The organism is Streptomyces graminofaciens, assembly GCF_030294945.1.
In the GTDB taxonomy this organism is placed as follows: Bacteria; Actinomycetota; Actinomycetes; order Streptomycetales; family Streptomycetaceae; genus Streptomyces; species Streptomyces graminofaciens.
The window spans coordinates 9,833,340-9,854,356 of record NZ_AP018448.1 but is presented as its reverse complement, the minus strand read 5'-3'; the positions used below and the strand labels follow the sequence as shown (position 1 = coordinate 9,854,356).

Genomic DNA, 21,017 nt, shown 5'->3' with positions numbered 1-21,017 from the left:
CACTCGGGGATGTACGCGCGGACGGGTGCGACGCCGCCGCGCGGGGCGAGTTGCCGGTTGCTCGGGAGGTGCCCCAGGAGATGCCCTCAGGGGGTGTCGGTGGATGTCTCACCGTACGCCGGGGCGGGCGCGGATCGCGTGCCGAGGGCCTTGAGTACGCCGCTGACCAGCAGGAACTGGGCGGCGACATAGGTGAGCATGATCCACAGGTCGGGTCGTGCCAACTGTGGCCACCCGGCGACACCGGTCGCGATGAGCATGTCCGACAGCACGAAGAGCGCGCCACCGATGCCCGCGGCGAGGCCCATACGGGTGGCCGCGGCCGCCATCGCCACCAGCAGGGCGCTGTACCCGGCGACGGGCACGCGCAGGTCGGCGGGAAGGTCGGGCCACAGGCCGGAGACAGTGGCTAGAAGAGCGAAGACGTACGCGGGAGGCACCCAGGCCGGAGCCCGCAGCGCGGGCCTGCCGAAGAGCACGAGGTAGCAGACGTGCCCCGCCGCGAAGCAGCCCATCCCGGCGAGGAAGGCGGGCTCGGCGTCGAAGAGGAGCAGCACGTCACCGCCCCAGCCGCACAGGAGCGCCGCGACCAGCAGCCGGGGGCCGCCGCACACGCGCGCGTACACGGCGAGCAACGGCATGAGCAGCGGCTTGGCGACGACGTGCCCCGGGGTGAACCCGACGGCCAGGGAGCCGAGGTCCACAACGGCGACCAGGCAGAACGCGGCGAGCGGGATCCCCCTTCCGCCCACTCTCACGCGACGCCCTCCCGCTCCTCGACGGCGGCGGCGGACCGCACCGCCGCCGGCTGCCATCCCGGCCCCCGGAAGACGCGCCCGGCCCGCTCGCCCCAACTCCCCGCCGCCCGCACGTCCTTGGCGATGGAGACGTACTCATGGGTGGCGACCCGCAGCGGGTTGTAGGTGTCGATGTTCTTGGTCAACCCGAACACGGGCCGCTCGGTCTCCGCGACGAACGACCCGAAGAGCCGGTCCCAGACGATGAGGATCCCGCCGAAGTCGCGGTCCAGATAGCCGCCCTGGGAGGCGTGGTGGACGCGGTGGTGCGAGGGCGTGTTGAACACGAACTCGAACCACCGGGGCAGCTTGCCGATGCGCTCGGTGTGGATCCAGAACTGGTAGACGAGGTTCGCGGACGAGCAGAACGCGAGCGCCGCCGGGTGCACACCGAGGGCGATGAGCGGGACGTAGAAGGGCCACACCGTCCAGGTCGTCCACGGCTGGCGCAGCGCGGTGGTCAGGTTGAACTTCCGGCTGGAGTGGTGCACGACATGGCAGGCCCACAGGACGCGGATCACGTGGTGCCCGCGATGCGACCAGTAGTAGAAGAAGTCCTGCGCGAGCAGCATCAGCGGGACCGTCCACCACAGCACGGGCACGCGCAGCGGCGTCAGTTCGTGGATCGCCGTGTAGAGCGCGACGATCGGGATCTTCCACAGGAAGTCGAAGACGAGACTCCCGAGCCCCATGCCGACGCTCGTCGCGGCGTCCTTCGCCTCGTACCCCGCCGCCTCCTCATCCGGATGCACCCGGACACTGATCACCTCGACCACGGTGAGCAGCACGAAGGCGGGTATCGACCACAGCGCGACATCGGGCAGGTTCGGCATGCTGAGACCGTAGATCCGCAGGTGGGCGGCGACTAGACGTTGTTACCCACAAGTATTTTCTGGGGTACGCGCTTGCTTCTTGGTGGTCTCCGCCAAGAAGCGAGCGCGGCGCGTCACCACACCCGCACGGACCCTCCCTTCGCGAACACCGGGCTCGTCGCGTCCTTCGGCACCTCCTCCAGCGGCTCCGCCACCTCCTCCACCGTCGGGCCGACCTTCGCCGCGATCGGGTCCAGGAGGTCGAGGTCGAAGCCGTAGACGCGGGCCGCGTTGCCGCCGACCATCGCGGCGACCTCGTCCCTCGGGAGGCCGGCGTAGGCGATGCGCAGGCCCTCGCGGGTGTACGGGTAGGTGCCCTCGTCGTGGGGGTAGTCGCTGCCCCACATGATCTTGTCGAGGCCGATCCGGTCGCGCAGCGGCACCTCGTGGGGACGCATGAAGCTGGCGCCGACGAAGCAGTTGTCGTGCCAGACCTCGCTCGGGCCCTTGCCCATGGAGGCCGCGAGTCCGGCGCCGAACTTGGACTCCGCCGTGGACGCCTGGGTGGCGGCGGCGAGCAGACGGCCGTGGTAGTAGTCCAGCATGTCGAGCACGCCCGGGATCCAGCCGGAGCCCTGCTCGGTGAGGACCAGCCTGAGGCCCGGGTGCCTGCGGAAGGCGCCGCCGAAGACCAGGTGCCACAGGGCGCGGTGGGAGAACCAGGTCGTCTCGACCATGAAGACCGCACGGGCGGCCGGTTCGGAGCCGAGCGGCGGCGAGGCCGAGCCCGCGTGGTGGTTCACGACGACGCCCAGTTCCTCGCAGACCGCCCAGATCGGGTCGTACGCCGACGAGTACAGCTCGGGCAGGCCGGAGCCCGGTGGGGTGCCGGGGAGCAGCAGGCCGCCCTTCAGGCCGGGCTGTCCGGCCGCCCACCTGATCTCCTTCACCGCCGCCGCCACGTCGTTGAGGAGGATCTGGAAGACGCCCGCGCGGCGGCCGGGCGCGGACGCGCAGAAGTCCGCCAGCCAGCGGTTGTGGGCGCGCAGCCCGGCCCAGCGGTGCTCGAAGTCCTCGGCGCCCGGCGCGGGCGCCATCAGCGAACCGGAGGGGAAGAACGGCGGGATGGTGTTGGGGAACACCACCTCCGCGACGATCCCGTCCTGCTCCAGCTCCGCGAGCCGCCGCTCGGAGTTCCAGTTCTGGTCGGCCGCGTCGGCGACCAGGTCCTCGTACGGGTTGACGTACGTCGCCGCCCACACGTCGAACGCGTCGTGGTACCGGGACTCCAGGTAGGGCCGGTAGTCGAGGAGGTCGGCTCCGGCGTGGCAGTCGGCGGAGATCACCGTGTACCGGTCACCGCCCACGGGACTCGTGGCGCTCATGGGTTCACCCCCAGGGTCGGGAAGTCGTGGTCCGTCAGCCAGTGGCGGCCCACCTCGCGCGAGCGCGCCCAGGACGCCTCGACCGCCTTCTGGTCGTCGGGCTGGCCGAGTTCGGCCGGGGTCGGGCCGATGCGCCGGGCGAGCGGGGTCAGCTTCGCCGTGTCGAAGCCGAAGACCTCGGCCGCCGCGAGGCCCAGCATGCGGCGGGTCTCCGCCACCGGGATGTCGTGGAAGGTGCGGGCCAGCCACGCGCGCGTGTCGGGCCAGGTGCCCTCGGGGTGCGGGAAGTCGCTGCCCCAGAGGATGTTGTCGACGCCGATCTCGTACCGGTGGGCGAGTTCGCGTCGCTTGGTGTTGGTCGCGCAGACGAAGACCTGGCGGTCCAGATACACGTGCGGCGGGCTCTTCAGCTCCTTGAAGGGGGAGAGTTTCTTGCCGCCGTGCGCGCCCAGGTAGAGGCGGTCCATGAACCACAGGAGGTTCGGGAGCCACCAGCAGCCGGACTCCGCGACGCCGAACCGCAGGCCGGGGTGCCGCTCGAAGACGCCCGACCAGAGCAGGAACCACAGCGGACGGGCGGGCCACCAGGTGACCTCGGAGACGAAGATGCCCAGATGGTCGCCGTACTCACCGCGCGGCGCCGACCCCGAGTGGGTGACGACCGGCATCCCGCACTCGGCTGCCGCCGCCCAGACGGGGTCGTAGCGGCGGTCGTGGTACGGCTCCCTGGTGCCCCACATGGCCGGGATCATCAGGGCCCCGAGCCCCGACTCCCTGGCCCGATGGATCTCCGCGACCACGCTCTCGACGGGCCCGGTGATCGGCAACAGGGCCACCCCGCAGTGCCGTTCGGGGTGCTCGGACACGAACTCCGCCAGCCAGCGGTTGTGCGCCCGCGCGCCCGCCATGCCCAGCTCCGGATCATGGTCGCCGGACAGGCCGAGGCCGACCCCGAAGGGCGCGGCCGTACGGCTGTCCACGGCGTCCGCGTCCGGGAAGACGACCTCGGCGGCCACCCCGTCGCCGTCGAGCTCCTTCAGCCGTTGGGCGGTGTCCCAACCACCCCTCAGCCCCTCCTCGTTGTCCTCGAACCACTTGTTCGCGAACGCCTCGTTGCGGATGCCCAGCCGCGTCATCTCCTCCCGGCGCGCGTCCCGGCCCGCGAGGAACTCGTCGAACGCCCGGTGGAAACGGGAGTCCAGATAGGGCCTGTACTCCTCGGTGGGCAGCCCGGCGTGGCAGTCGGAGGAGATGATCAGGTACGGGTCCCGGTCGGTCACGACAGTCCCCTCTCAGTCCAGGATGAAGCTTTCGAGGTACGACGGGTTCGCGCGGTCCAGCATCGACCGCGCCCGTGCCCTGATCTGCGTGTCGCTGTGCTCGCTCGGCGGCAGCAGCCAGAAGCGGTCCGCGCGGATACCGGCCACGACAAACTCCGCGACCTCCTCCACCGGCGTGAACCGGACCTCCCGGCCCGCCGCTCGCATCGCCGCCTCCCACTGGTCGAGGCTGCGGTACGGCGTCCGGCGCGGCCGTTCCTTGGCGTACCGCTCCGGCCGGTTGCGGTGCGACTCCCACAGGCCCGTACGCAGCATGTGCGGGCCGGGGAAGAGCACGGAGGCGCCCACGCGCGCGTGCTCCGCCCGCAGATGCGCGTACAGGGACTCGGTCATCGTCACGACGGCCGCCTTGGTGACCGCGTACACGGAGGCGGTGGGAAGCGGGGCGATACCGCCGTCGCCGGAGGACGTATTGACCACATGACCGGGCTGACCCGACTTGATCATGTGCGGGACGAACGCCTGGACGCCGTGGAAAACACCCCAAACATTGACCTCGAAGGCCCACTTCCAGTCGTTCGGCTCGTGCTCCCACATCCGGCCCTCGGCACCCGAGCCGACCCCGGCGTTGTTGCACAGGACATGGACGGCGCCGTACGTGTCGTACGCGAACCCGGCGAGGTCCAGGACCTGTTCGCGGACGCCGACGTCGACCACGCGCGCGTGCGCCTCGGCCCCGTCCGCGCGCAGCGCCGACGCCGCCTTCTCCAGTGCGCCCTTTTCGACGTCCGCGAGGATCACCTTCAGTCCCTCGGCCGCGAACCGCCGGGCCATCGCCAGCCCGAGCCCGCTCGCCGCGCCGGTGACGACGGCGACCTGGCCGTCTCTCAACTCCATCGGGCGCTCCCCTGTGAAGGCTCCGGTGGCGCGTCGAGGATCTGGCGCGGGTCGTCGTACCGCTGGTGGATGTACGGCAACAGGGCCCGCCCGTCGACCCGTTCGGCGACCCGGCCGCGCTGGTCGCCGGTCTTCTCGCCGAGGGTGATGCCGAGGAGACGACGGACGGGCAGGTCGGCGACCGGGGCGTAGGGGGACTCGCGCAGCACGACCTCGCCGGTGACCCGCTCCAGCCCGCGCAGCCGCTCATTGCGCTCGCAGTGCACGAGGACGGGGTCGGCGTCGAAGCCGGAACCATCCACCGCCGGGAGGAACTTGAAGTAGAAGTCGGTCTTCCGGGCGGGCTCCGGCAGCGGGAGCACGCCGTCGACCGTGCCGCGCACCTCCACGAAGCGGATGCCGTGGCGGGCGAAGTACGCGCGGACGTCCGGCCCGTCGCGCTCGACGACGACCTCGCCGAGCTTCTTGGGCTCGCCGAACACCTCACGGCCGCCGATCAGCGCCCGCTCGTGGGTCATCGGCATGACGAGCGGATACCAGCCCTCGACGCCGTCGTGCGCGGCGGCGACCGCGAACGAGCCCGCGCCCAGCGGATATCCGGGCAGTTCGACCTTGCTGATGTTGACGCGGACCAGCGGCCGGGACGTGGGTTTCAGCGGCGGCGGCAGCACCGCCGCGACCACGTCGGGGTCGCTCTCCCAGACGGCCACCACACCGGTGGACCAGATGTCCGGGAGCCTCGTGCTCGCGGCGCGCGCGGCGGCGGTCTCCGCCTCGGTGCGCGCCCCGTACCGTACGCGTGCCATTGCCGTACCGCCCTTCGTAGACGACGAGTCCGCCGGGCGCGGAGCACGCTTGCACCGGGGGGTCGAAAGGTCCATAGCCGTGCGTACGCGGGTTCGCCGGGCCGGCGTACGGAGGTTCGTCCCACGCGTCCCGTCCGAACAGGCGGACGTGGCGGGGAACCTGAGGGAAAGCACGGTCGGGGGCTCTCGGCCGGAGTCCGGGACAGGGCTGTCGGTCCCGGCCCGTATCCTCATTGACCATGCTCGAAGACCGTACGACCGCAGCGTCCCAGGCACCTTGGCCGGCCGCGTATCCGAAGGGGTACGCGGTCGTCGACGTGGAGACCACCGGGCTGGCCCGGGACGACCGGATAATCTCCGCGGCCGTGTACAGACTGGACGCGCGGGGCGAGGTCGAGGACCACTGGTACACGCTGGTCAATCCGGAGCGGGACCCGGGTCCGGTGTGGATCCACGGTCTGACGAGCGACGTGCTGGAAGGGGCGCCCCTGTTCCGGGACATCGCCGAGGAGTTCGCCTCCCGGCTCGCGGACCGGGTGCTCGTCGCGCACAACGCGGTCTTCGACTGGTCGATGATCGCCCGGGAGTACGCGCGCGCGGAGATCGAGGCGCCGGTACGGCAGCGGCTGTGCACGATCGCGCTGTCGAAGGAGCTGGGGCTGCCGCTCGCCAACCACAAGCTGGAGTCGCTCGCCGCGCACTTCGGGGTCGTGCAGCAGCGGGCGCACCACGCGCTGGACGACGCGCGGGTGCTGGCGGAGGCGTTCCGGCCGAGTCTGCACGCGGCGGCGCGGGACGGCGTTCGGCTGCCGTTGCTGGAGTGCCGACCGCTCACGGAGTGGGCCGCGTCACCCTCGATCGGCCGCCAGGCGACCGGCCCCGGCGGCTATCGGTCCTCGGGGGGCTACGGCGCGGGCAGTTGGCGCCCCTCCCGCAAGCGGCCGCCGTGCCCGCACCCCAACCCCGGCCGTTACGAAGAGGGCAAACCGCTCAAGCAGGGCATGCGGGTCGCCTTCTCCGGGGACACCTCCGTCGACCGGGAGCTGCTGGAGGACCGGGCGGTGGAGGCGGGCCTGCATGTGGCGACGAGCCTGTCCCGGGTGACCAGCCTCCTCGTCACCAACGACCCGGACTCGGGCACGTCGAAGGTGGTCAAAGCCCGGCAGTACGGCACCCCCGTGATCGACGAGGCCGCCTTCGGACAGCTGCTGCGCGATGTGGAGCCCGCCGACGGATGATCCGTACGTCGGGCGGCCCGCACGACGGACGACCCGCACGACGGACGACCCGTACGGACGGATGACCCGCACGGACGGATGACCCGCACGGACGGACGACCCGCACGGACGGATGACCCGTACGGACGGGTGATTGCCGCGCGACTCGCCCACCGCCCGCTCGCCCGCGCGGCGGTGACGGCCCACCCTGTGGCGCATGGCGAGATGCGAAGTATGTGGCAATGACTACGGCATGACGTTCGAGGTGCACGCGCAGGGCGCGGTGCATGTCTTCGACTGCTTCTCCTGCGCGATCCACCGCATGGCCCCCATCTGCGAGCACTGTCGCGTCCAGATCATCGGCCAGGGCGTCGAGGTCGAGGGCCACTGGTACTGCGGTGCCCACTGCGCGCGGGCGGAGGGGAAGGCGGAGATCGTCGACAGCGTCTGAGGAGGTCGGCAGCGTCCGAGGAGCCCGACCCGGTACCCGCCGCGAAGCACCCCACAGGCCGGAGGTACGGTCGTGGGGTGTACCGCTTCCTGGTGTCCCGGCAGTGGGTGATCCTCACGCTGCTCTCGCTCATCCTGATCCCGACGATGGTCAGGCTGGGCATCTGGCAGATGCATCGCTACGAGGAGCGCAGTGCGCGCAACCAGCTCGTCGCCGACGCGCTGGCCGCGAAGCCGGTGCCCGTGGAGCGGCTGACCTCCCCCGGGCACACCGTCACCAGCGCCGAGCGCTATCGCACGGTGACCGCGAAGGGCCGCTTCGACACCGACGACGAGGTCGTCGTCCGGCGCCGCACCAACGCCGACGACGAGGTGGGCTTCCACGTCCTGACCCCGTTCGTGCTCGACGACGGCAAGGTCCTGCTCGTCAACCGGGGCTGGATCCCGTCGGGTGGTCTGGGCGAGACCTCGTTCCCCAGGATCCCCGCGCCGCCGCGCGGCGAGGTCACCGTCACCGGGCGGCTGATGCCCGACGAGACGACCGAGGCGAGCGGCATCAAGGACCTCCAGGGGCTGCCGGACCGGCAGATCATGCTGATCGACAGCGCGCAGGAGGCGAAGCGCCTCGGCCTCCGGGTGCTCGGCGGCTACCTCGCGCAGACGGCGCCCGAGCCTAAGGGCGACACCCCGGAACAGCTCGGCAGCCCCGGCGACGAGAACGCCGCGCTGAACTACGCGTACGCCCTTCAGTGGTGGCTCTTCGCCCTGGGCGTCCCCGTCGGCTGGGTGTTCCTCGTCCGCCGCGAGGCCCGCGACCGTGCGGAGGCGGCCGCCGCGGAGGACGCGGCGGAGGAGAAGGAGGCCGCGCCCACTCCGGCGTAGCCCGCCTCATGTCCCGCGGCGGCCGTTCGATCTGTCCCGCCAGTAGGCGAACGTGCGTTCAGGGTCGGGCAGCAGGTCCCACGGGTGGCGGGTCATATGGCGGCCGAGTCGCTGGAAGACGGGGGCGGCCTCGTCCGGGCGGTGGGCGCGGGTCAGGGCGAAGGCGAGGACGTTGAGGTCGGTGACGGCTTCGGCGTGAGGAACGGCGCGGGCGTCGAACCAGTTCTCGAGGGCCAGGTCGAGCTCTTGGACCGCTCGGGGCTCGTTCCAGTTGCCGCCCGAACCGAGGGTTTCGAAGGGCGTCTCCGCCCCGCGATGCGCCATGAGTTCGACGCGGGCCGCCACGGGGAGCAGGGCGAGCGGTGAGCCGTGCGGGGCGCGGGCGGCGGCCTGCCAGGCGAAGTCCATCATGTCGGGGACCGTGCCGTGCCCGCGCGGCGACAGGTACCGCAGCAGCCGGTGGTACGACGCCCGGAGCCAGGGTGCCCGGTTGACGGCCTCCGTCCACACGGGCACGGCGTCCTTGACGGGTACGGCGCAGGTGTACATCAGGGACAGCAGCGCCAGCCAGGGGGTGGGGTCCTCGGGGCAGCCCTCGGCAGCGCGGAGGCAGGTGTGTTCGGCGCGGCGGACGGCGGCGTGGTCGCCGGCCGGCGCACGGTCCGTCTCGACGCAGGCCCGGAGCACGAGGGCGTCGCCGTCGGCCGGGCGTTCGGTGACCCATCGCTGGGAGACCGCGGCGGGGAGGGTGTGGGCCAGGACGGTGATCCGGTGCGCCCTGCGGTCCCAGTCGCGGCCCGTCGCCCGCAGCAGGTCGGCCACCGGTTCCCAGAGGGGGCGGGTGCGGCCCGCGCCGAGGCCGTGGAGCTGCTGGGCGGGGCGGAGGTCGGTCAGGGTCGTGTGCAGGCGGTCGTCGTCGAGTTCGGGGCGGATCAGGAGGGAGGGTCTACGTCTCAGCATCTCTGGATCCGGTCGGGTCGGGGGTGGTGAGGGGTGGGCGCCGGGGCCTTGGAAGGCGCCCGGCGCCGGGGCTGGGCTGGGCTGGGCTGGTTTCGCTCACCGGCGCTTGCCGGGTACCGCTCTCTGCGGGACGGGTGCCGCCCCAGCGGCACGAACGCCCGCAGCTACGACGGGCAGCCGGGCCGGCGGCCCGGCTGCCCCACCTCCGGGTGCGTCAGCAGCAGCGGCCCTCCGGGTGGGCCTCCCTGTATGAGGTCCGCATCGCGTCGTACTCCCGTCGTGTCGGCACCGGTGCCTGTGGGTGCCGGCGGCGGTGCCGCTCGCAGTAGCGGTCGTACTCCGCCTCCCCGGTCAGCTCCCGCAGGTACCAGCGCACGGTCCGCACCCAGTGCCGGGCGGTCCTGGCCGTCATCGGCGGGCTCCCACCAGCTCCTCGCCCGACCGCTCCGGAACGTCGATGCGGGACTCGACGTAGGCCGCCTCGGTCGTCGGCAGCGGGACCGGGGAGCGTACGGCGCGGACGCAGACCACGGCGCAGTTGGCCAGGACCGTGAGGACCAGCAGCAGGAAGATCGCCATGATCACGCCGTCGACCGTGTTGTTGAGCACGATCGTGTGCATGTCGTCCATGTTCGTGGCGCCCGGCAGGAGCCGGCCCTTGTCGATGGCCTCGGCGTACTTGTCCCGCAGGGCGAAGAAGCCGATCCTCGGGTCGTCGGAGAAGAGCTTCTGCCAGCCGGCGGTGAAGGTGACGGCCACGTCCCAGGCCAGCGGGACGCCGGTGACCCAGGCCCAGCGCAGCTTGCCGGACTTGATCAGCACGGTGGTGGTGACGGCGAGGGCGACCGCGGCGAGCAGCTGGTTGGCGATGCCGAAGAGCGGGAACAGCTGCTTGATGCCGCCCAGCGGGTCGGTGACACCGGCGTAGAGGAAGTAGCCCCAGGCGCCGACGACGATGGCGCTGGTGATCCAGATGCCCGGCTTCCAGGTGACGCGGCCGATGGGCTTCCAGACGTTGCCCAGCATGTCCTGGAGCATGAAGCGGCCGACGCGGGTGCCGGCGTCCACCGTGGTGAGGATGAACAGGGCCTCGAACATGATCGCGAAGTGGTACCAGAAGGCCTTCATCCCGGCGCCGCCGAACACCCCGGAGAAGATCTCCGACATGCCCACGGCCAGGGTGGGAGCGCCACCGGAACGGCCGACGAGCGACTGCTCCTCGACGGCCTTGGCCGCGGCGGTGAGCTGGTCCGGGGTGATGGTGAAGCCGAGGTTCCTGACCGCCTCCGACGCGCTCTCCACGGTCGGGCCGAGCAGGGCTACGGGTGAGTTCATCGCGTAGTACAGGCCGGGTTCGAGGACACAGGCGGCGATCAGTGCCATGACGGCGACGAAGGACTCCGTGAGCATGGAGCCGTAGCCGATCAGCCGGACCTGGGACTCCTTCTGGATCAGCTTCGGGGTGGTGCCGGAGGAGACCAGGGCGTGGAAGCCGGACAGGGCGCCGCAGGCGATGGTGATGAACAGGAAGGGGAAGAGGGACCCGGCGAAGACCGGTCCGGCGCCGTTGGTGGCGAAGTCGGTGACCGACTCGGCCTTGAGGTGGGGGGCGGCGATGGCGACGCCGACGGCCATGAGGGCGATGGTGCCGACCTTCATGAAGGTCGACAGGTAGTCGCGGGGGGCCAGCAGCATCCACACGGGGAGCACGGAGGCGACGAAGCCGTAGCCGACCAGGCAGAAGACCAGGGTCTCGGGGCTCCAGACGAAGTACTCGGCGAGCGAGGAGTTCTGGATCCAGCCGCCGCCGAGGATGGCGAGCAGCAGCAGGGCCACACCGATGAAGCTGGTCTCGACGACCCGGCCGGGTCGCCGGTAGCGCAGGTAGAAGCCCATGAAGAGGGCGATCGGGATGGTCATGGTGACCGAGAAGGTGCCCCACGCGGACTCGGCGAGCGCGTTGACGACGACCATCGCGAGCACCGCGAGCAGGATGATCATGATGGCGAAGACGCCGATCAGCGCGGCGGCACCGCCCACCTTGCCGATCTCGTCCCTGGCCATCTGGCCGAGGCTCTTGCCGTCCCTGCGCATGGAGAGGAACAGGACGACCATGTCCTGCACCGCGCCGCCGAAGATCACGCCCGCGATGATCCAGATCGTGCCCGGCAGATAGCCCATCTGCGCGGCGAGGACCGGGCCGACCAGCGGTCCGGCACCAGCGATGGCCGCGAAGTGGTGGCCGAGAAGCACCCGCTTGTCGGTGGGGTGGTAGTCGACCCCGTCCTCCAGGCGTTCGGCCGGGGTGGCCCGGGTGTCGTCGACCCGGAGGACCCGGCGGGCGATGAACCGCGAGTAGAAGCGGTAGGCGATCGCGTACGAGCCGAGGGCCGCAACGACCAGCCAGACGGCCGAGATCTCCTCGCCCCGGGACAGGGCGAGCACGGCCCAGCCGATCGTGGCGACGATTGCGACGGCGATCCAGATCGCGATCGATTTAGCTGATATTCGCGACTTTTCCGGCGCCTCGCGACCGGATTCGGGCATGGCTGATGTGGGCATGGCGGCTCCTGACCTCAACGGATGTGCAAAGCAGGGTGCTGCAGGGGTGCTGCGGAGAAGGGAGGTACGGCTCAGCGACGGTGATGTCGGTCGCGGTGACGGTGCCGGTCCGTCAGCGCGTACGCGGCGAGCAGGCAGAGGCCGCATCCCGGGACCCAGGCGAGCTGGTACCAGTAGAAGAACGGCGTGCCCGCGAGCCGTGGCTCGGCACCGGCGTACCAGGGGACCCAGAGCAGTCCCGCGGCGGGCGCGAGGAGCAGTACGGCGATCGCGACGCGCCGTAGCCGCTGGTGACCGTTGCGTGCCATGGGCTGTGCTCCTCTCCCGATCGCTGTGGGTCTGTGCAAGAGTTGCCCACCCGCCGGATCCGGTTGACAGCGAATTTCCAGAAGATTTCCCGCCGATTCGTGTCCTCCGAACAGGCCACCCGCGCAACCAACACGCGAGGGCCCAGGCACACCAAGGACGGTGACCCATGGCGGACGCTGCCATGACCGCGACGTTTCTCGCCGTGATCGGCGGAGCGTCGCTGCTGGCCGTCACCGCGCGCCGGCTGCGTCCCAGCGACCGACTGCCTTCCCTGGAGAGCTGGGCGCTGGCCGACCGCAGCCTCGGCCCGGTATGGACCTGGCTGCTGCTCGGCGGCACGATCTTCACCGCGTACACCTTCACCGCCGTGCCCGGACTGGCGTACGGCAGCGGGGCGCCCGCCTTCTTCGCGGTGCCGTACGCGGTGCTCGTCTGCCCGCTGGCCTTCGTACTGCTGACCCGGCTGTGGGAGGTCGCCCAGCGGCACGGGTACGTGACGGCCGGGGACTTCGTGCGCGGCCGGTACGGTTCGGCGCCGCTCGCCCTGGTGGTGGCGCTGACCGGGATCCTCGCGACGATGCCGTATCTGGCGTTGCAGCTGCTCGGGATAAGGGCGGTGCTGACGGCCGGGGGCGTGTACCCGCAGGGCGCGGCCGGTGATCTGGTGATGGTCGCGCTGTTCGCGGGGCTCGCGGTGGCGACGTACCGGCACGGGCTGCGGGCGCCCGCCGTGATCTCGGCGCTGAAGGCGGTGGCCGTGTTCGTGTCGCTGACCGCCGTGTGCTGGCTGGTCCTCGAACGGTTCGGCGGCCCGGGCGCGGTCTTCGAAGGAGCGGCCCGTCGGCTCGGCGGAACCGGAGTCGAACAGTCCGCACTGCTGCTGGCCCCCGAGCAGCAGCCCGCCTACGCCACCCTCGCGCTCGGTTCGGCGCTGGCCCTGATGATGTACCCGCATGTGCTCACCGCCGGGTTCGCCGCCGACGGGCCGCGCACGGTCCGCAAGGTCGCCGTGGCGCTGCCCGCCTGGACGGGACTCCTGGCCCTCTTCGGTTTCCTCGGCGTCGCGGCACTCGCGGCCGGGGTACGGGCGCCCGAGGGAGGCGCGGAGGCGGCCGTACCGATGCTGGTGGACCGGCTGATGCCGGGGCCGCTGGCCGGACTGGTGTTCGGCGCGATCACCGTGGGCGCGCTGATCCCGGCGGCGGTGATGTCGATCGCGGCAGCCACCGGCTTCGTCCGCAATGTGTACGTCGAGTACTTCCAGCCCACGGCCACACCGAAGCGGCAGGTGCGTATCGCCAAGGCGGTGTCGCTGACCGCGAAGGTGGGGGCGGTGGCGTTCGTGTTCGGGCTGCGCGACCAGGACGCCATCAACCTCCAGCTCCTCGGCGGGGTGTGGATCCTGCAGATCTTCCCGGCCGTCGCGGTCGGCCTGTACACCGGGCGGCTCCATCCACGGGCGCTGCTCGCCGGATGGGGTGTGGGCATGGCGGCGGGCACGTTCCTGGTGGTGCGCGAGGGCTTCTCGTCCATCGTGCTCCTGGGCGGCGGTTCGCTGGAGGTCTACGCCGGGCTGGTGGCCCTCCTGCTGAATCTGACCGTGGCCGTGATCGGCACCACGGTCCTCGAACGGCTCGGCGTCCCGCGCGGCGCCGACGTGACCGACCTACCGTCCCGCCTGACCGTCAGGCGGCGCCCCGAGACGGGAGCGAGCAAACCGTGAGACGCAGACAGCACATGCGTATGCCGGTGCCCCCGGCGGCTTCGGCACCCGTGACCGCCGCCGAGTCACTGGGCCGGATACCGGCTCCGACCGCCGCCGAGCCACTGATCCCCGGCCCCGCGCTGGTTTCGAACCCCGCACTGCCGCCGGGCGCCCTCGGCGATCCCGCCGACGTGGAGCGCGAGGCCGGTGTCGCCCGTCTGTTCGAGCTGCACTACTCCTCGATGCTGCGACTCGCGGTGCTGCTGGGCGCCGACGACCCCGAGAACGTGGTGGCCGAGGCGTACTACCAGATCTACCGCAAGTGGCGGCGGCTGCGGGACGCCGAGGCCGCGGAGGCGTACCTGCGCTCCACGGTCTGCAACCTCACCCGGATGCGGATACGGCACCTCCAGGTCGCCCGCAGGCATGTGGAGACCCCGCCGGAGGAGCTGGTCGCCTCCGCCGAGAGCACCGCCCTGCTCCACGACGACCAGCGGGTGCTGATCACCGCGCTCCAGCAGTTGCCCGCCCGGCAGCGGGAGGCGCTCGTACTGCGCCACTGGCTCGGGCTGAAGGAGGTCGAGATCGCGGCCGCGATGGGCATCTCCTGCGGCTCGGTCAAGACCCACACCGCACGCGGCCTCGCCGCCCTGACCCAGGCGATGGAGGCCCGGCGATGAACGACACGACCGGCAACGACACCGGCCAGGACCGCACCGAGCGCGAGCTGGCCGAGGCACTCGCCGCGCTGGCCGGCGGCGTCCACGCGGCCCCCGACGCCTACCGCACGGCCCGCGGCGACTGGCTCCGCCGGGAACGCCGCCGCCGCCTCGTCCTCGCCGTCCTCATCCTGACCGTCTTCGCCCTGGCCACCCTGATCGGCCTCTGGGTCCTCAACCAGGCCCCGTCCGACCCGGGAGTCATCTTCTCGGGAACGGGCGGCACGACGGCGGGGACGGGACCGGGCTGAGCAGCTGCCCCACCCGCGGGCAATCGTGCCGCTGGGGCGGCACGGGTGGGCGCGGTGGGGCCATCCCGCCATCCCACCTGACTGATCAGCCCCCGCCCAGGGAACCCGTCCCCCGTGCATCCCCACATCGAGGACTACGCCCTGATCGGCGACCACCAGACCGCCGCCCTGGTGAGCCGGCACGGATCCATCGACTGGCTCTGCCTCCCCCGCTTCGACTCACCCGCCTGCTTCGCGGCCCTACTCGGCGACAAGGACAACGGCAACTGGCGCATCGCCCCCAAGGACGCCGACACCTGCGCCCACCGCGCGTACCGCCACGACTCCCTCGTCCTCGACACCGAGTGGGAGACGGCCGAGGGCACGATCCGCGTCACCGACCTGATGCCCCAACGCGACCGCGCCCCCGACGTCGTACGCGTCGTCGAGGGCCTGACCGGCCGGGTCACCGTCCGCAGCACTCTCCGCCTCCGCTTCGACCACGGCTCGGTCGTCCCCTGGATGCGCAAGGCCGACGACCACCGCGTGGCCGTCGCGGGCCCGGACTCGGCCTGGCTGCGCAGCGAACCCCTCGTACGCACCTGGGGCAAGGACCGCGCCACGCACTCCGAGTTCACCGTGGCGCCGGGCGAGAAGGTCGCGTTCGTCCTCACCTGGCACCCCTCCCACGAGCCCCGCCCCCGCCTCATCGACCCGCACGAGGCGCTGGCCGCGAGCCTCGCCGACTGGCGGGCGTGGGCGGCCCGCTGCCGGTACGACGGCCCGCACCGGGACGCGGTCGTCCGCTCCCTGATCACCCTCAAGGCCCTCACCTACGCCCCCACCGGCGGCATCGTCGCCGCCCCCACCACCTCGCTCCCCGAGGAGATCGGCGGCGTCCGCAACTGGGACTACCGCCACTGCTGGCTGCGCGACTCCACCCTCACCCTCAACGCCCTGCTCTCCTGCGGCTACCACGAGGAGGCCGAGGCCTGGCGCGACTGGCTGCTGCGCGCGGTCGCGGGCGACCCTGCCGACCTCCAGATCATGTACGGCCTCTCCGGCGAGCGCCGCATCCCCGAGTTCGAACTGCCGTGGCTGTCCGGCTACGAGGGCTCCCGCCCGGTCCGGATCGGCAACGCCGCCGTACATCAGCGGCAGCTCGACGTGTACGGCGAGGTCGCCGACTCCCTCTTCCTGTCCCGGCGTGCGGGCCTGCCCCACAAGCCGCACATGTGGCGGATGCAGCGCGCCCTGCTGGACTTCCTGCGGTCGGCCTGGCGGCAGCCGGACGAGGGCCTGTGGGAGGTGCGCGGCCCGCGCCGCCACTTCACCCACTCCAAGGTGATGTCCTGGGTCGCCGCCGACCGCGCCGTGCGCACCCTGGAACACACCCCGCTGCTCCACGGCGACCTCGACGGCTGGCGCGCCCTGCGCGAGGAGATCCACCAGGAGGTGTGCGCCCGCGCCTACGACCCCGTCCGCAACACCTTCACCCAGTCGTACGGCTCCCCCGAACTCGACGCCGCGCTGCTGCTCATCCCCCAAGTGGGCTTCCTGCCACCGGACGACCACCGCGTCATCGGCACGGTCGACGCGATCCGGGAGGAGCTGAGCCACGAAGGGTTCGTGCGGCGGTACAGCTCCGCCCCCGTGACCGTCGCCGCCGTCGACGGCCTCCCGGGCAGCGAAGGGACGTTCCTCGTCTGCTCGTTCTGGCTGGCGGACGCGTTGCACATGACCGGCCGCACGGAGGAGGCGCGGGAGTTGTTCGAGCGGCTGGTCGGGCTGACCAACGACGTGGGGCTGCTCGCCGAGGAGTACGACCCGGTCGCGGGCCGGCAGCTCGGGAACTTCCCGCAGGCGTTCAGCCATGTGGGGCTGGTGGGGACCGCCCTCGCCCTGTTCGGTACGGAGGAGGCAGGATAGGAGCCATGGATCTTGGGCTGAAGGACCGTGTCTACATCGTCACCGGCGCGACCCGCGGACTGGGCAACGCGGCCGCGCGGCAACTCGTCGACGACGGCGCGAAGGTGATCGTCACGGGCCGCGGGGAGGAGAGCGCCACCGCGGAGGCCGCCGCGCTCGGGCCGAACGCGGTGGGTGTGGCCGCCGACAACGCCGACCCGGAGGCCGCCGCCCGGCTGATCGCCGCCGCCCGCGAGCACTTCGGGGGCTTCGACGGCATCCTGGTCAGCGTGGGCGGGCCGGCGCCGGGGTTCGTCGCCGACAACACGGACGAGCAGTGGACCACCGCGTTCGAGTCGGTGTTCCTGGGTGCGGTGCGCCTGGCGCGGGCCGCTGCCGCGGAGCTCTCCGAGGGGGGCGTGATCGGGTTCGTCCTGTCCGGGTCGGTGCACGAGCCGATTCCGGGGCTGACGATCTCTAACGGGCTGCGCCCGGGGCTGGCGGGCTTCGCCAAGTCGCTGTCCGACGAGTTGGGTCCGCGTGGCATCCGGGTGGTCGGGCTGCTCCCCGCCCGCATCGACACGGATCGGGTGCGTGAACTGGACGGGATGTCCGCCGACCCTGAGGCGACCAGGGCGGCTCATGAGTCGCGGATTCCGTTGCGGCGGTACGGGGCGCCGGAGGAGTTCGGGCGGGTGGCGGCGTTCTTGCTGTCTCCGGCCGCGTCGTATCTGACGGGGTTGATGGTGCCGGTGGACGGGGGCATGCGGCACGGGTTCTGAGAGGCGTCGTTCCGCTGCGGGTTGTGGTGGATTGCTCGCGCCCACGCGGCGGAGCCGCAAACGGACGCAGGCAGCCCCGCGCCCCTCAACTCACCCTCTCCGCACGGTGCTTGGCCTCCCGGAGCCGTACCTCCGTCGGAAGCGACGCCAACCCCGCCGAATCCCTCGCATGCGCCACCGCCTCCGTCGTCAGCCGACGCAGTGCCTCCCCGGGGTCGACATGCGGCTGCAGCAACAGCCGTACCCTCGCCTCGGGGGCGCTGCGGCGGCCGGTCAGACGGGTCCGGGAGCGTTCGACGCCGTCCAGTTGTGTCGTCTCCGTGGCCAGTACGGCCTCCAGTGCCCGGCCCCGCAGCAGCGCGCCCTCGCCGTCGCCGGTGTCGACGAGCACCTCGGCGAGACGGTGGCGGCGCACCACCGCGACCAGCCACCACAGGGCGAGGAGGAGCAGGGCCGCGAGTAGGGCGATGACGGTCGGCCACCACCAGCCGTCGTCCCGCCACCGGGCCCGTTCCGCCTGGCTGAGCAGCACGTCGTGCCGTCCGTCGTGCAGCCACCACGAGGGCGGTCGAAGCCCCAGTCCAACGGCGAGCACGGCCCCGCCCAGCGCCACCAGCACGAGCCCGACGAACCCGAGCAGCACCCGGTTGACGATCCTCAGCACGTTCGCCTCACCCCTTCCGGCCGGGACGCCGCACATGCACCGACAGGGAGGGCGGCCTGGCGAGGCCGAGCCCCCGGATGCCGTCGGCGAGCGCGACGTCCAGGTCCGCCCGTACATCGTCGAGTTCACGGAAGTGCGCGACCGCGCGGACGTCGACCCGCTTGCGGCCCGCCCGGACCCGTACGGACCGCACGCCCGCGACCTCCATGGCCCGGTCGCGCAGGGCCAGCGCTGCGGCGCCCCGGTGCAGCCCGGCCCGTACGTCGGTGTGGACGCGCCGCATGGGCAGGACGTCGCGGAGCCCCGGCGTCAGGGCGAGGACCAGCAGCCAGAGGCCGAGGGCGACGGCGACCCCGGCGCCGACGAGCACCCAAGTGTCGTCGAGGGGCCGCTCGGCGAGCTGCCGGGCCAGCGACCTGCGCCAGGCCATGGCGGACCGACCGGCGCGGACGGCGACGATGTCGTAGAGGAAGAAGCCGGTGCCGAGGAGGAGCAGCACGGCGAGGATTCCGGCGGGGACACGGCGCGCGGACCAGAAGCGCCGCTCGTCGCCGTCGCCGCCTTCCAGGGTGGGCGGCGGGTGGTAGGCGGCGGCCGAGGCGGACTGGTCGAGCCCGGCGCCGGCCGCCTTCTCACCGATGCCGGTGGTGTCGTCCGCCTCGTCGGTCTTCTCGATGACGGGCATGCGTCGCGTGGTGCTCTCGGGGTCGTGGGGTTCGCTCATCGCGTCCTCCCCTGTGCCGCGTCGTGTGCGTGCACCAGGTGCAGCCGCTCCACCTGGACGGCCACCTCCGATACGTCCATTCCCGCCAACGTCCCTACCCGCTGGGCGACACGGCGACGCACGGCAGCGCATTGGCCACCGATGTCGGAGGGGTAGGGGAGTTCGAGGCTGACGCGGACGCGCGCCGTCTCGAAATGGACGAGGACGGTGGCGTGCGGGGGCGCGGAGTCGGGCGCGGGTGCTTCCAGTGCCTCGCGCGCCGCCTGTGCGGCGATCTTGGTGACGACCCGGTCGGTGATCCGGGTGCTCCCGCGCTCGCCGGGCGCCACGACGACCTGTTTCACGAGCGAGACCCGGGTCACCGGCGGAACCCGGTTCATCGGCGCCGGTCGTCACGCGGGCGGAAGAAGTCGCCCAGCTCCAGGTCCCCTTCCAGGAACCGGCCGGCGACGAAGCCGACGGCACCGAGTGCGGCGACCAGCAGAAAGGCACCGAATCCGCCGAAGTACCCGGCGAAGGCCAGCGCCATGCCGGCGATCAAGCCGACCACGGCCAAGCTCATGCAGTGCTCCTAGGTTCAGACTATGGGCGTTCCGATCTACTGGAGGCGGGACTCCGACTCCTCGTCCTCCTCGTCCGGCAGCTTCACATCGCTGACGGCGATGTTGACCTCGACGACCTCCAGCCCCGTCATGCGCTCGACGGCCGCGATGACGTTCTCGCGGACGGATTGGGCGACATCGGAGATGGACACCCCGTAGTCGACGACGATCTCCAGGTCCAGCGCGGTCTGCACCTCGCCGACCTCGGCCTTCACACCCCGCGTGACGGATTTCGATCCGCCGGGGACCCTGTCGCGCACGGCCCCGAAGGTCCGTGAGAGTCCGCTGCCCATGGCGTGCACGCCCACCACGTCCCGTGCGGCGAGCCCGGCGATCTTCTCGACGACACCGTCGGCGATGGTGGTACGCCCCCGGGTGGCCGGGTCGCCGCCACCACGCCTGGTGGCCTTGCGCCCGCTCTGCGACGACTCCTTCATCAGATCGGAGCTGTCCGTCCGGCCCTGCTCCGTCGTCTCGGTCATGTCGCTCGTCCCTTCCGGTCGTCCCTTCCGGCCATCCTTCTTTGCCCAGACTAGGCGGGTTTGTCCCCATATGCTCCAGAGATGCGGCAGGCTGGAGCAATGACCGCGGACGCGTGGACGAAGGCCGTACGACAGCAGCTCGGGCTGGGCAGGGTGCTCCCGCTGGGCGGCGCACGCGACGGCGCGTGGATCACGGAGGAGGCGGCCGACGCGGTACTGCGCCGGGCGGCCCGTTCGGTGCGGGGGGTTCGCCTGGGCGGACTGCGCATCGCTCTCATCGACGCGCACCAGTCGTACGAGGCCGCCGTGCCGCCCCCGCCGAGCGCGCTCCCACCGGGCCCGCTCCGTGTCACCGCCGATTTGCTCGCCTCGGTGGCCCCGGACGCGGAGTCCCTGCCCGCGACGGCCGCCCGGCTGCGCGCGGCGCTGGCCACGACCGCGCGGCTACGCCTCGGACTGAGGGTGACGGACGTGGACCTCCGGGTGACGGGCCTGCTGGAGGCGGACGACGCCCCCGGGCAGCCCACCTCCGAGGAAGCCCGTACGGCCGGGCCACCCCCGCCCGGCGACGACGAGGAGTCGCGCGTGGCCGCCGCCGCGCTGTCGGTCCCCGGTGTCACCCGGCTGACCGGTGCTCTGGGCGACCCGGGCCGCGCGGTCCACCTCGTTACGGGGCCCGCGCTGCCCAGACGTCATGTGCGGGTGGAGCTCGCGGTGACGGCGACGGAGGGCATGCCGGCTCTGGAAGTGGCACGCCGAGTCCGCCACGCGGTGGGGAACGCCCTGCCGGACCACCCTTCGGTGGCCGTGCTCGTCACCGCCGTCGACTGACCGCCCCGCCCGT

At 71.9% G+C, this 21,017-nt stretch carries 24 protein-coding genes; 9 read left to right on the top strand and 15 right to left on the bottom strand.

From position 1 onward, the window contains the following. Positions 1-86: 86 nt before the first annotated feature. The 6 genes from SGFS_RS43390 to SGFS_RS43365 all read right to left on the bottom strand — a co-directional run bounded on the left by SGFS_RS43390 (position 87) and on the right by SGFS_RS43365 (position 5,977). Positions 87-758: a lysoplasmalogenase gene (locus SGFS_RS43390; protein ID WP_434028147.1), complete on the bottom strand. Its 672-nt coding sequence runs from the start codon at positions 756-758 to the stop codon at positions 87-89. Beyond that, entirely contained in the window at positions 755-1,630 is an 876-nt protein-coding gene (locus tag SGFS_RS43385; protein ID WP_286257901.1) for a sterol desaturase family protein, read from the bottom strand. The genes SGFS_RS43390 and SGFS_RS43385 overlap by 4 nt, the downstream gene beginning before the upstream one ends. Before the next feature lie 113 nt (positions 1,631-1,743). Further along, the gene (locus SGFS_RS43380; RefSeq protein WP_286257899.1) at positions 1,744-2,994 is read right to left on the bottom strand and encodes an amidohydrolase family protein; all 1,251 of its coding nucleotides are present in this window, start codon (positions 2,992-2,994) and stop codon (positions 1,744-1,746) included. Beyond that, entirely contained in the window at positions 2,991-4,274 is a 1,284-nt protein-coding gene (locus SGFS_RS43375; RefSeq protein ID WP_286257898.1) for an amidohydrolase family protein, read from the bottom strand. The genes SGFS_RS43380 and SGFS_RS43375 overlap by 4 nt, the downstream gene beginning before the upstream one ends. Before the next feature lie 12 nt (positions 4,275-4,286). After that, positions 4,287-5,171: an SDR family NAD(P)-dependent oxidoreductase gene (locus tag SGFS_RS43370; RefSeq protein ID WP_286257897.1), complete on the bottom strand. Its 885-nt coding sequence runs from the start codon at positions 5,169-5,171 to the stop codon at positions 4,287-4,289. Then, positions 5,162-5,977, bottom strand: a complete 816-nt coding sequence (locus SGFS_RS43365; protein ID WP_286257891.1) for an acetoacetate decarboxylase family protein — start codon at positions 5,975-5,977, stop codon at positions 5,162-5,164. Before SGFS_RS43365 ends, SGFS_RS43370 begins: the two co-directional genes overlap by 10 nt. A gap of 239 nt (positions 5,978-6,216) precedes the next feature. Between SGFS_RS43365 and SGFS_RS43360 the strand changes: the two genes are divergently transcribed. From SGFS_RS43360 to SGFS_RS43350, 3 genes are all read left to right on the top strand, one after another. After that, positions 6,217-7,215, top strand: coding sequence for a DEDDh family exonuclease (locus SGFS_RS43360; protein WP_286257889.1), 999 nt, complete (start codon positions 6,217-6,219; stop codon positions 7,213-7,215). Positions 7,216-7,411: 196 nt separating this feature from the next. After that, complete coding sequence (locus SGFS_RS43355; protein WP_286257886.1) at positions 7,412-7,645, top strand: hypothetical protein; 234 nt, start codon at positions 7,412-7,414, stop codon at positions 7,643-7,645. 77 nt (positions 7,646-7,722) lie between these two features. Next, on the top strand, positions 7,723-8,526 hold the full coding sequence (locus tag SGFS_RS43350) for an SURF1 family cytochrome oxidase biogenesis protein (RefSeq protein WP_286257885.1): 804 nt from the start codon (positions 7,723-7,725) through the stop codon (positions 8,524-8,526). A 6-nt stretch (positions 8,527-8,532) separates the two neighbouring features. On the opposite strand, the gene SGFS_RS43345 is transcribed toward SGFS_RS43350, so the two are convergent. From SGFS_RS43345 to SGFS_RS43330, 4 genes are all read right to left on the bottom strand, one after another. Beyond that, the gene (locus tag SGFS_RS43345; protein WP_286257883.1) at positions 8,533-9,486 is read right to left on the bottom strand and encodes a hypothetical protein; all 954 of its coding nucleotides are present in this window, start codon (positions 9,484-9,486) and stop codon (positions 8,533-8,535) included. Positions 9,487-9,700: 214 nt separating this feature from the next. Further along, positions 9,701-9,898, bottom strand: a complete 198-nt coding sequence (locus SGFS_RS43340) for a YbdD/YjiX family protein (protein ID WP_286257882.1) — start codon at positions 9,896-9,898, stop codon at positions 9,701-9,703. After that, the gene (locus tag SGFS_RS43335) at positions 9,895-12,048 is read right to left on the bottom strand and encodes a carbon starvation CstA family protein (protein WP_286257881.1); all 2,154 of its coding nucleotides are present in this window, start codon (positions 12,046-12,048) and stop codon (positions 9,895-9,897) included. The genes SGFS_RS43340 and SGFS_RS43335 overlap by 4 nt, the downstream gene beginning before the upstream one ends. Positions 12,049-12,119: 71 nt before the next feature. Further along, positions 12,120-12,356 (bottom strand): DUF3311 domain-containing protein, encoded by a 237-nt coding sequence (locus SGFS_RS43330; RefSeq protein WP_286257880.1) that lies wholly within the window; start codon positions 12,354-12,356, stop codon positions 12,120-12,122. Between the two features lie 167 nt (positions 12,357-12,523). On the opposite strand from SGFS_RS43330, the gene SGFS_RS43325 reads away from it, so the two are divergent. The 5 genes from SGFS_RS43325 (at position 12,524) to SGFS_RS43305 (ending at position 17,701) form a co-directional block, all read left to right on the top strand. Continuing rightward, a complete protein-coding gene (locus tag SGFS_RS43325; RefSeq protein ID WP_286257879.1) occupies positions 12,524-14,080 on the top strand; it encodes a sodium:solute symporter family protein in 1,557 nt (518 codons plus the stop codon). Continuing rightward, positions 14,077-14,742 carry a sigma-70 family RNA polymerase sigma factor gene (locus tag SGFS_RS43320; RefSeq protein WP_286257877.1) on the top strand — a complete coding sequence of 222 codons (666 nt, stop codon included), beginning with the start codon at positions 14,077-14,079 and terminating at the stop codon, positions 14,740-14,742. The genes SGFS_RS43325 and SGFS_RS43320 overlap by 4 nt, the downstream gene beginning before the upstream one ends. Further along, complete coding sequence (locus SGFS_RS43315; RefSeq protein WP_286257875.1) at positions 14,739-15,032, top strand: hypothetical protein; 294 nt, start codon at positions 14,739-14,741, stop codon at positions 15,030-15,032. The genes SGFS_RS43320 and SGFS_RS43315 overlap by 4 nt, the downstream gene beginning before the upstream one ends. Before the next feature lie 114 nt (positions 15,033-15,146). Next, positions 15,147-16,940, top strand: coding sequence for a glycoside hydrolase family 15 protein (locus tag SGFS_RS43310; protein ID WP_286257874.1), 1,794 nt, complete (start codon positions 15,147-15,149; stop codon positions 16,938-16,940). Between the two features lie 5 nt (positions 16,941-16,945). Continuing rightward, positions 16,946-17,701, top strand: a complete 756-nt coding sequence (locus SGFS_RS43305) for an SDR family oxidoreductase (protein WP_286257872.1) — start codon at positions 16,946-16,948, stop codon at positions 17,699-17,701. A gap of 85 nt (positions 17,702-17,786) precedes the next feature. Here SGFS_RS43305 and amaP read toward each other — a convergent pair whose 3' ends face one another. Genes amaP through SGFS_RS43280 form a run of 5 tightly spaced genes read right to left on the bottom strand, consistent with a single transcriptional unit; the run spans position 17,787 to position 20,173 of the window. After that, positions 17,787-18,365, bottom strand: coding sequence for an alkaline shock response membrane anchor protein AmaP (gene amaP / locus SGFS_RS43300; RefSeq protein ID WP_286257870.1), 579 nt, complete (start codon positions 18,363-18,365; stop codon positions 17,787-17,789). A gap of 7 nt (positions 18,366-18,372) precedes the next feature. Continuing rightward, positions 18,373-19,089 (bottom strand): DUF6286 domain-containing protein, encoded by a 717-nt coding sequence (locus tag SGFS_RS43295; RefSeq protein WP_286257869.1) that lies wholly within the window; start codon positions 19,087-19,089, stop codon positions 18,373-18,375. After that, positions 19,086-19,469, bottom strand: a complete 384-nt coding sequence (locus SGFS_RS43290) for an Asp23/Gls24 family envelope stress response protein (RefSeq protein WP_286257868.1) — start codon at positions 19,467-19,469, stop codon at positions 19,086-19,088. Before SGFS_RS43290 ends, SGFS_RS43295 begins: the two co-directional genes overlap by 4 nt. Continuing rightward, the gene (locus SGFS_RS43285; RefSeq protein ID WP_286257867.1) at positions 19,466-19,651 is read right to left on the bottom strand and encodes a hypothetical protein; all 186 of its coding nucleotides are present in this window, start codon (positions 19,649-19,651) and stop codon (positions 19,466-19,468) included. The genes SGFS_RS43290 and SGFS_RS43285 overlap by 4 nt, the downstream gene beginning before the upstream one ends. A 36-nt stretch (positions 19,652-19,687) precedes the next feature. Continuing rightward, entirely contained in the window at positions 19,688-20,173 is a 486-nt protein-coding gene (locus tag SGFS_RS43280) for an Asp23/Gls24 family envelope stress response protein (protein ID WP_286257865.1), read from the bottom strand. 99 nt (positions 20,174-20,272) lie between these two features. Here SGFS_RS43280 and SGFS_RS43275 point away from each other — a divergent pair, with 99 nt between their 5' ends. Continuing rightward, complete coding sequence (locus SGFS_RS43275; RefSeq protein ID WP_286257863.1) at positions 20,273-21,004, top strand: nucleopolyhedrovirus P10 family protein; 732 nt, start codon at positions 20,273-20,275, stop codon at positions 21,002-21,004. Positions 21,005-21,017 lie beyond the last annotated feature (13 nt).

Excerpts from the sequence above, each read along its gene's own strand:
- SGFS_RS43385 (WP_286257901.1), bottom strand. The coding sequence starts at position 1,630 with ATGCCGAACCTGCCCGATGTCGCGCTGTGGTCGATACCCGCCTTCGTG.
- SGFS_RS43380 (WP_286257899.1), bottom strand. The coding sequence starts at position 2,994 with ATGAGCGCCACGAGTCCCGTGGGCGGTGACCGGTACACGGTGATCTCC.
- SGFS_RS43370 (WP_286257897.1), bottom strand. The coding sequence starts at position 5,171 with ATGGAGTTGAGAGACGGCCAGGTCGCCGTCGTCACCGGCGCGGCGAGC.
- SGFS_RS43365 (WP_286257891.1), bottom strand. The coding sequence starts at position 5,977 with ATGGCACGCGTACGGTACGGGGCGCGCACCGAGGCGGAGACCGCCGCC.
- SGFS_RS43360 (WP_286257889.1), top strand. The coding sequence starts at position 6,217 with ATGCTCGAAGACCGTACGACCGCAGCGTCCCAGGCACCTTGGCCGGCC.
- SGFS_RS43355 (WP_286257886.1), top strand. The coding sequence starts at position 7,412 with ATGGCGAGATGCGAAGTATGTGGCAATGACTACGGCATGACGTTCGAG.
- SGFS_RS43345 (WP_286257883.1), bottom strand. The coding sequence starts at position 9,486 with ATGCTGAGACGTAGACCCTCCCTCCTGATCCGCCCCGAACTCGACGAC.
- SGFS_RS43340 (WP_286257882.1), bottom strand. The coding sequence starts at position 9,898 with ATGACGGCCAGGACCGCCCGGCACTGGGTGCGGACCGTGCGCTGGTAC.
- SGFS_RS43335 (WP_286257881.1), bottom strand. The coding sequence starts at position 12,048 with ATGCCCACATCAGCCATGCCCGAATCCGGTCGCGAGGCGCCGGAAAAG.
- SGFS_RS43330 (WP_286257880.1), bottom strand. The coding sequence starts at position 12,356 with ATGGCACGCAACGGTCACCAGCGGCTACGGCGCGTCGCGATCGCCGTA.
- SGFS_RS43325 (WP_286257879.1), top strand. The coding sequence starts at position 12,524 with ATGGCGGACGCTGCCATGACCGCGACGTTTCTCGCCGTGATCGGCGGA.
- SGFS_RS43315 (WP_286257875.1), top strand. The coding sequence starts at position 14,739 with ATGAACGACACGACCGGCAACGACACCGGCCAGGACCGCACCGAGCGC.
- SGFS_RS43305 (WP_286257872.1), top strand. The coding sequence starts at position 16,946 with ATGGATCTTGGGCTGAAGGACCGTGTCTACATCGTCACCGGCGCGACC.
- SGFS_RS43295 (WP_286257869.1), bottom strand. The coding sequence starts at position 19,089 with ATGAGCGAACCCCACGACCCCGAGAGCACCACGCGACGCATGCCCGTC.
- SGFS_RS43290 (WP_286257868.1), bottom strand. The coding sequence starts at position 19,469 with ATGAACCGGGTTCCGCCGGTGACCCGGGTCTCGCTCGTGAAACAGGTC.
- SGFS_RS43285 (WP_286257867.1), bottom strand. The coding sequence starts at position 19,651 with ATGAGCTTGGCCGTGGTCGGCTTGATCGCCGGCATGGCGCTGGCCTTC.
- SGFS_RS43280 (WP_286257865.1), bottom strand. The coding sequence starts at position 20,173 with ATGACCGAGACGACGGAGCAGGGCCGGACGGACAGCTCCGATCTGATG.
- SGFS_RS43275 (WP_286257863.1), top strand. The coding sequence starts at position 20,273 with ATGACCGCGGACGCGTGGACGAAGGCCGTACGACAGCAGCTCGGGCTG.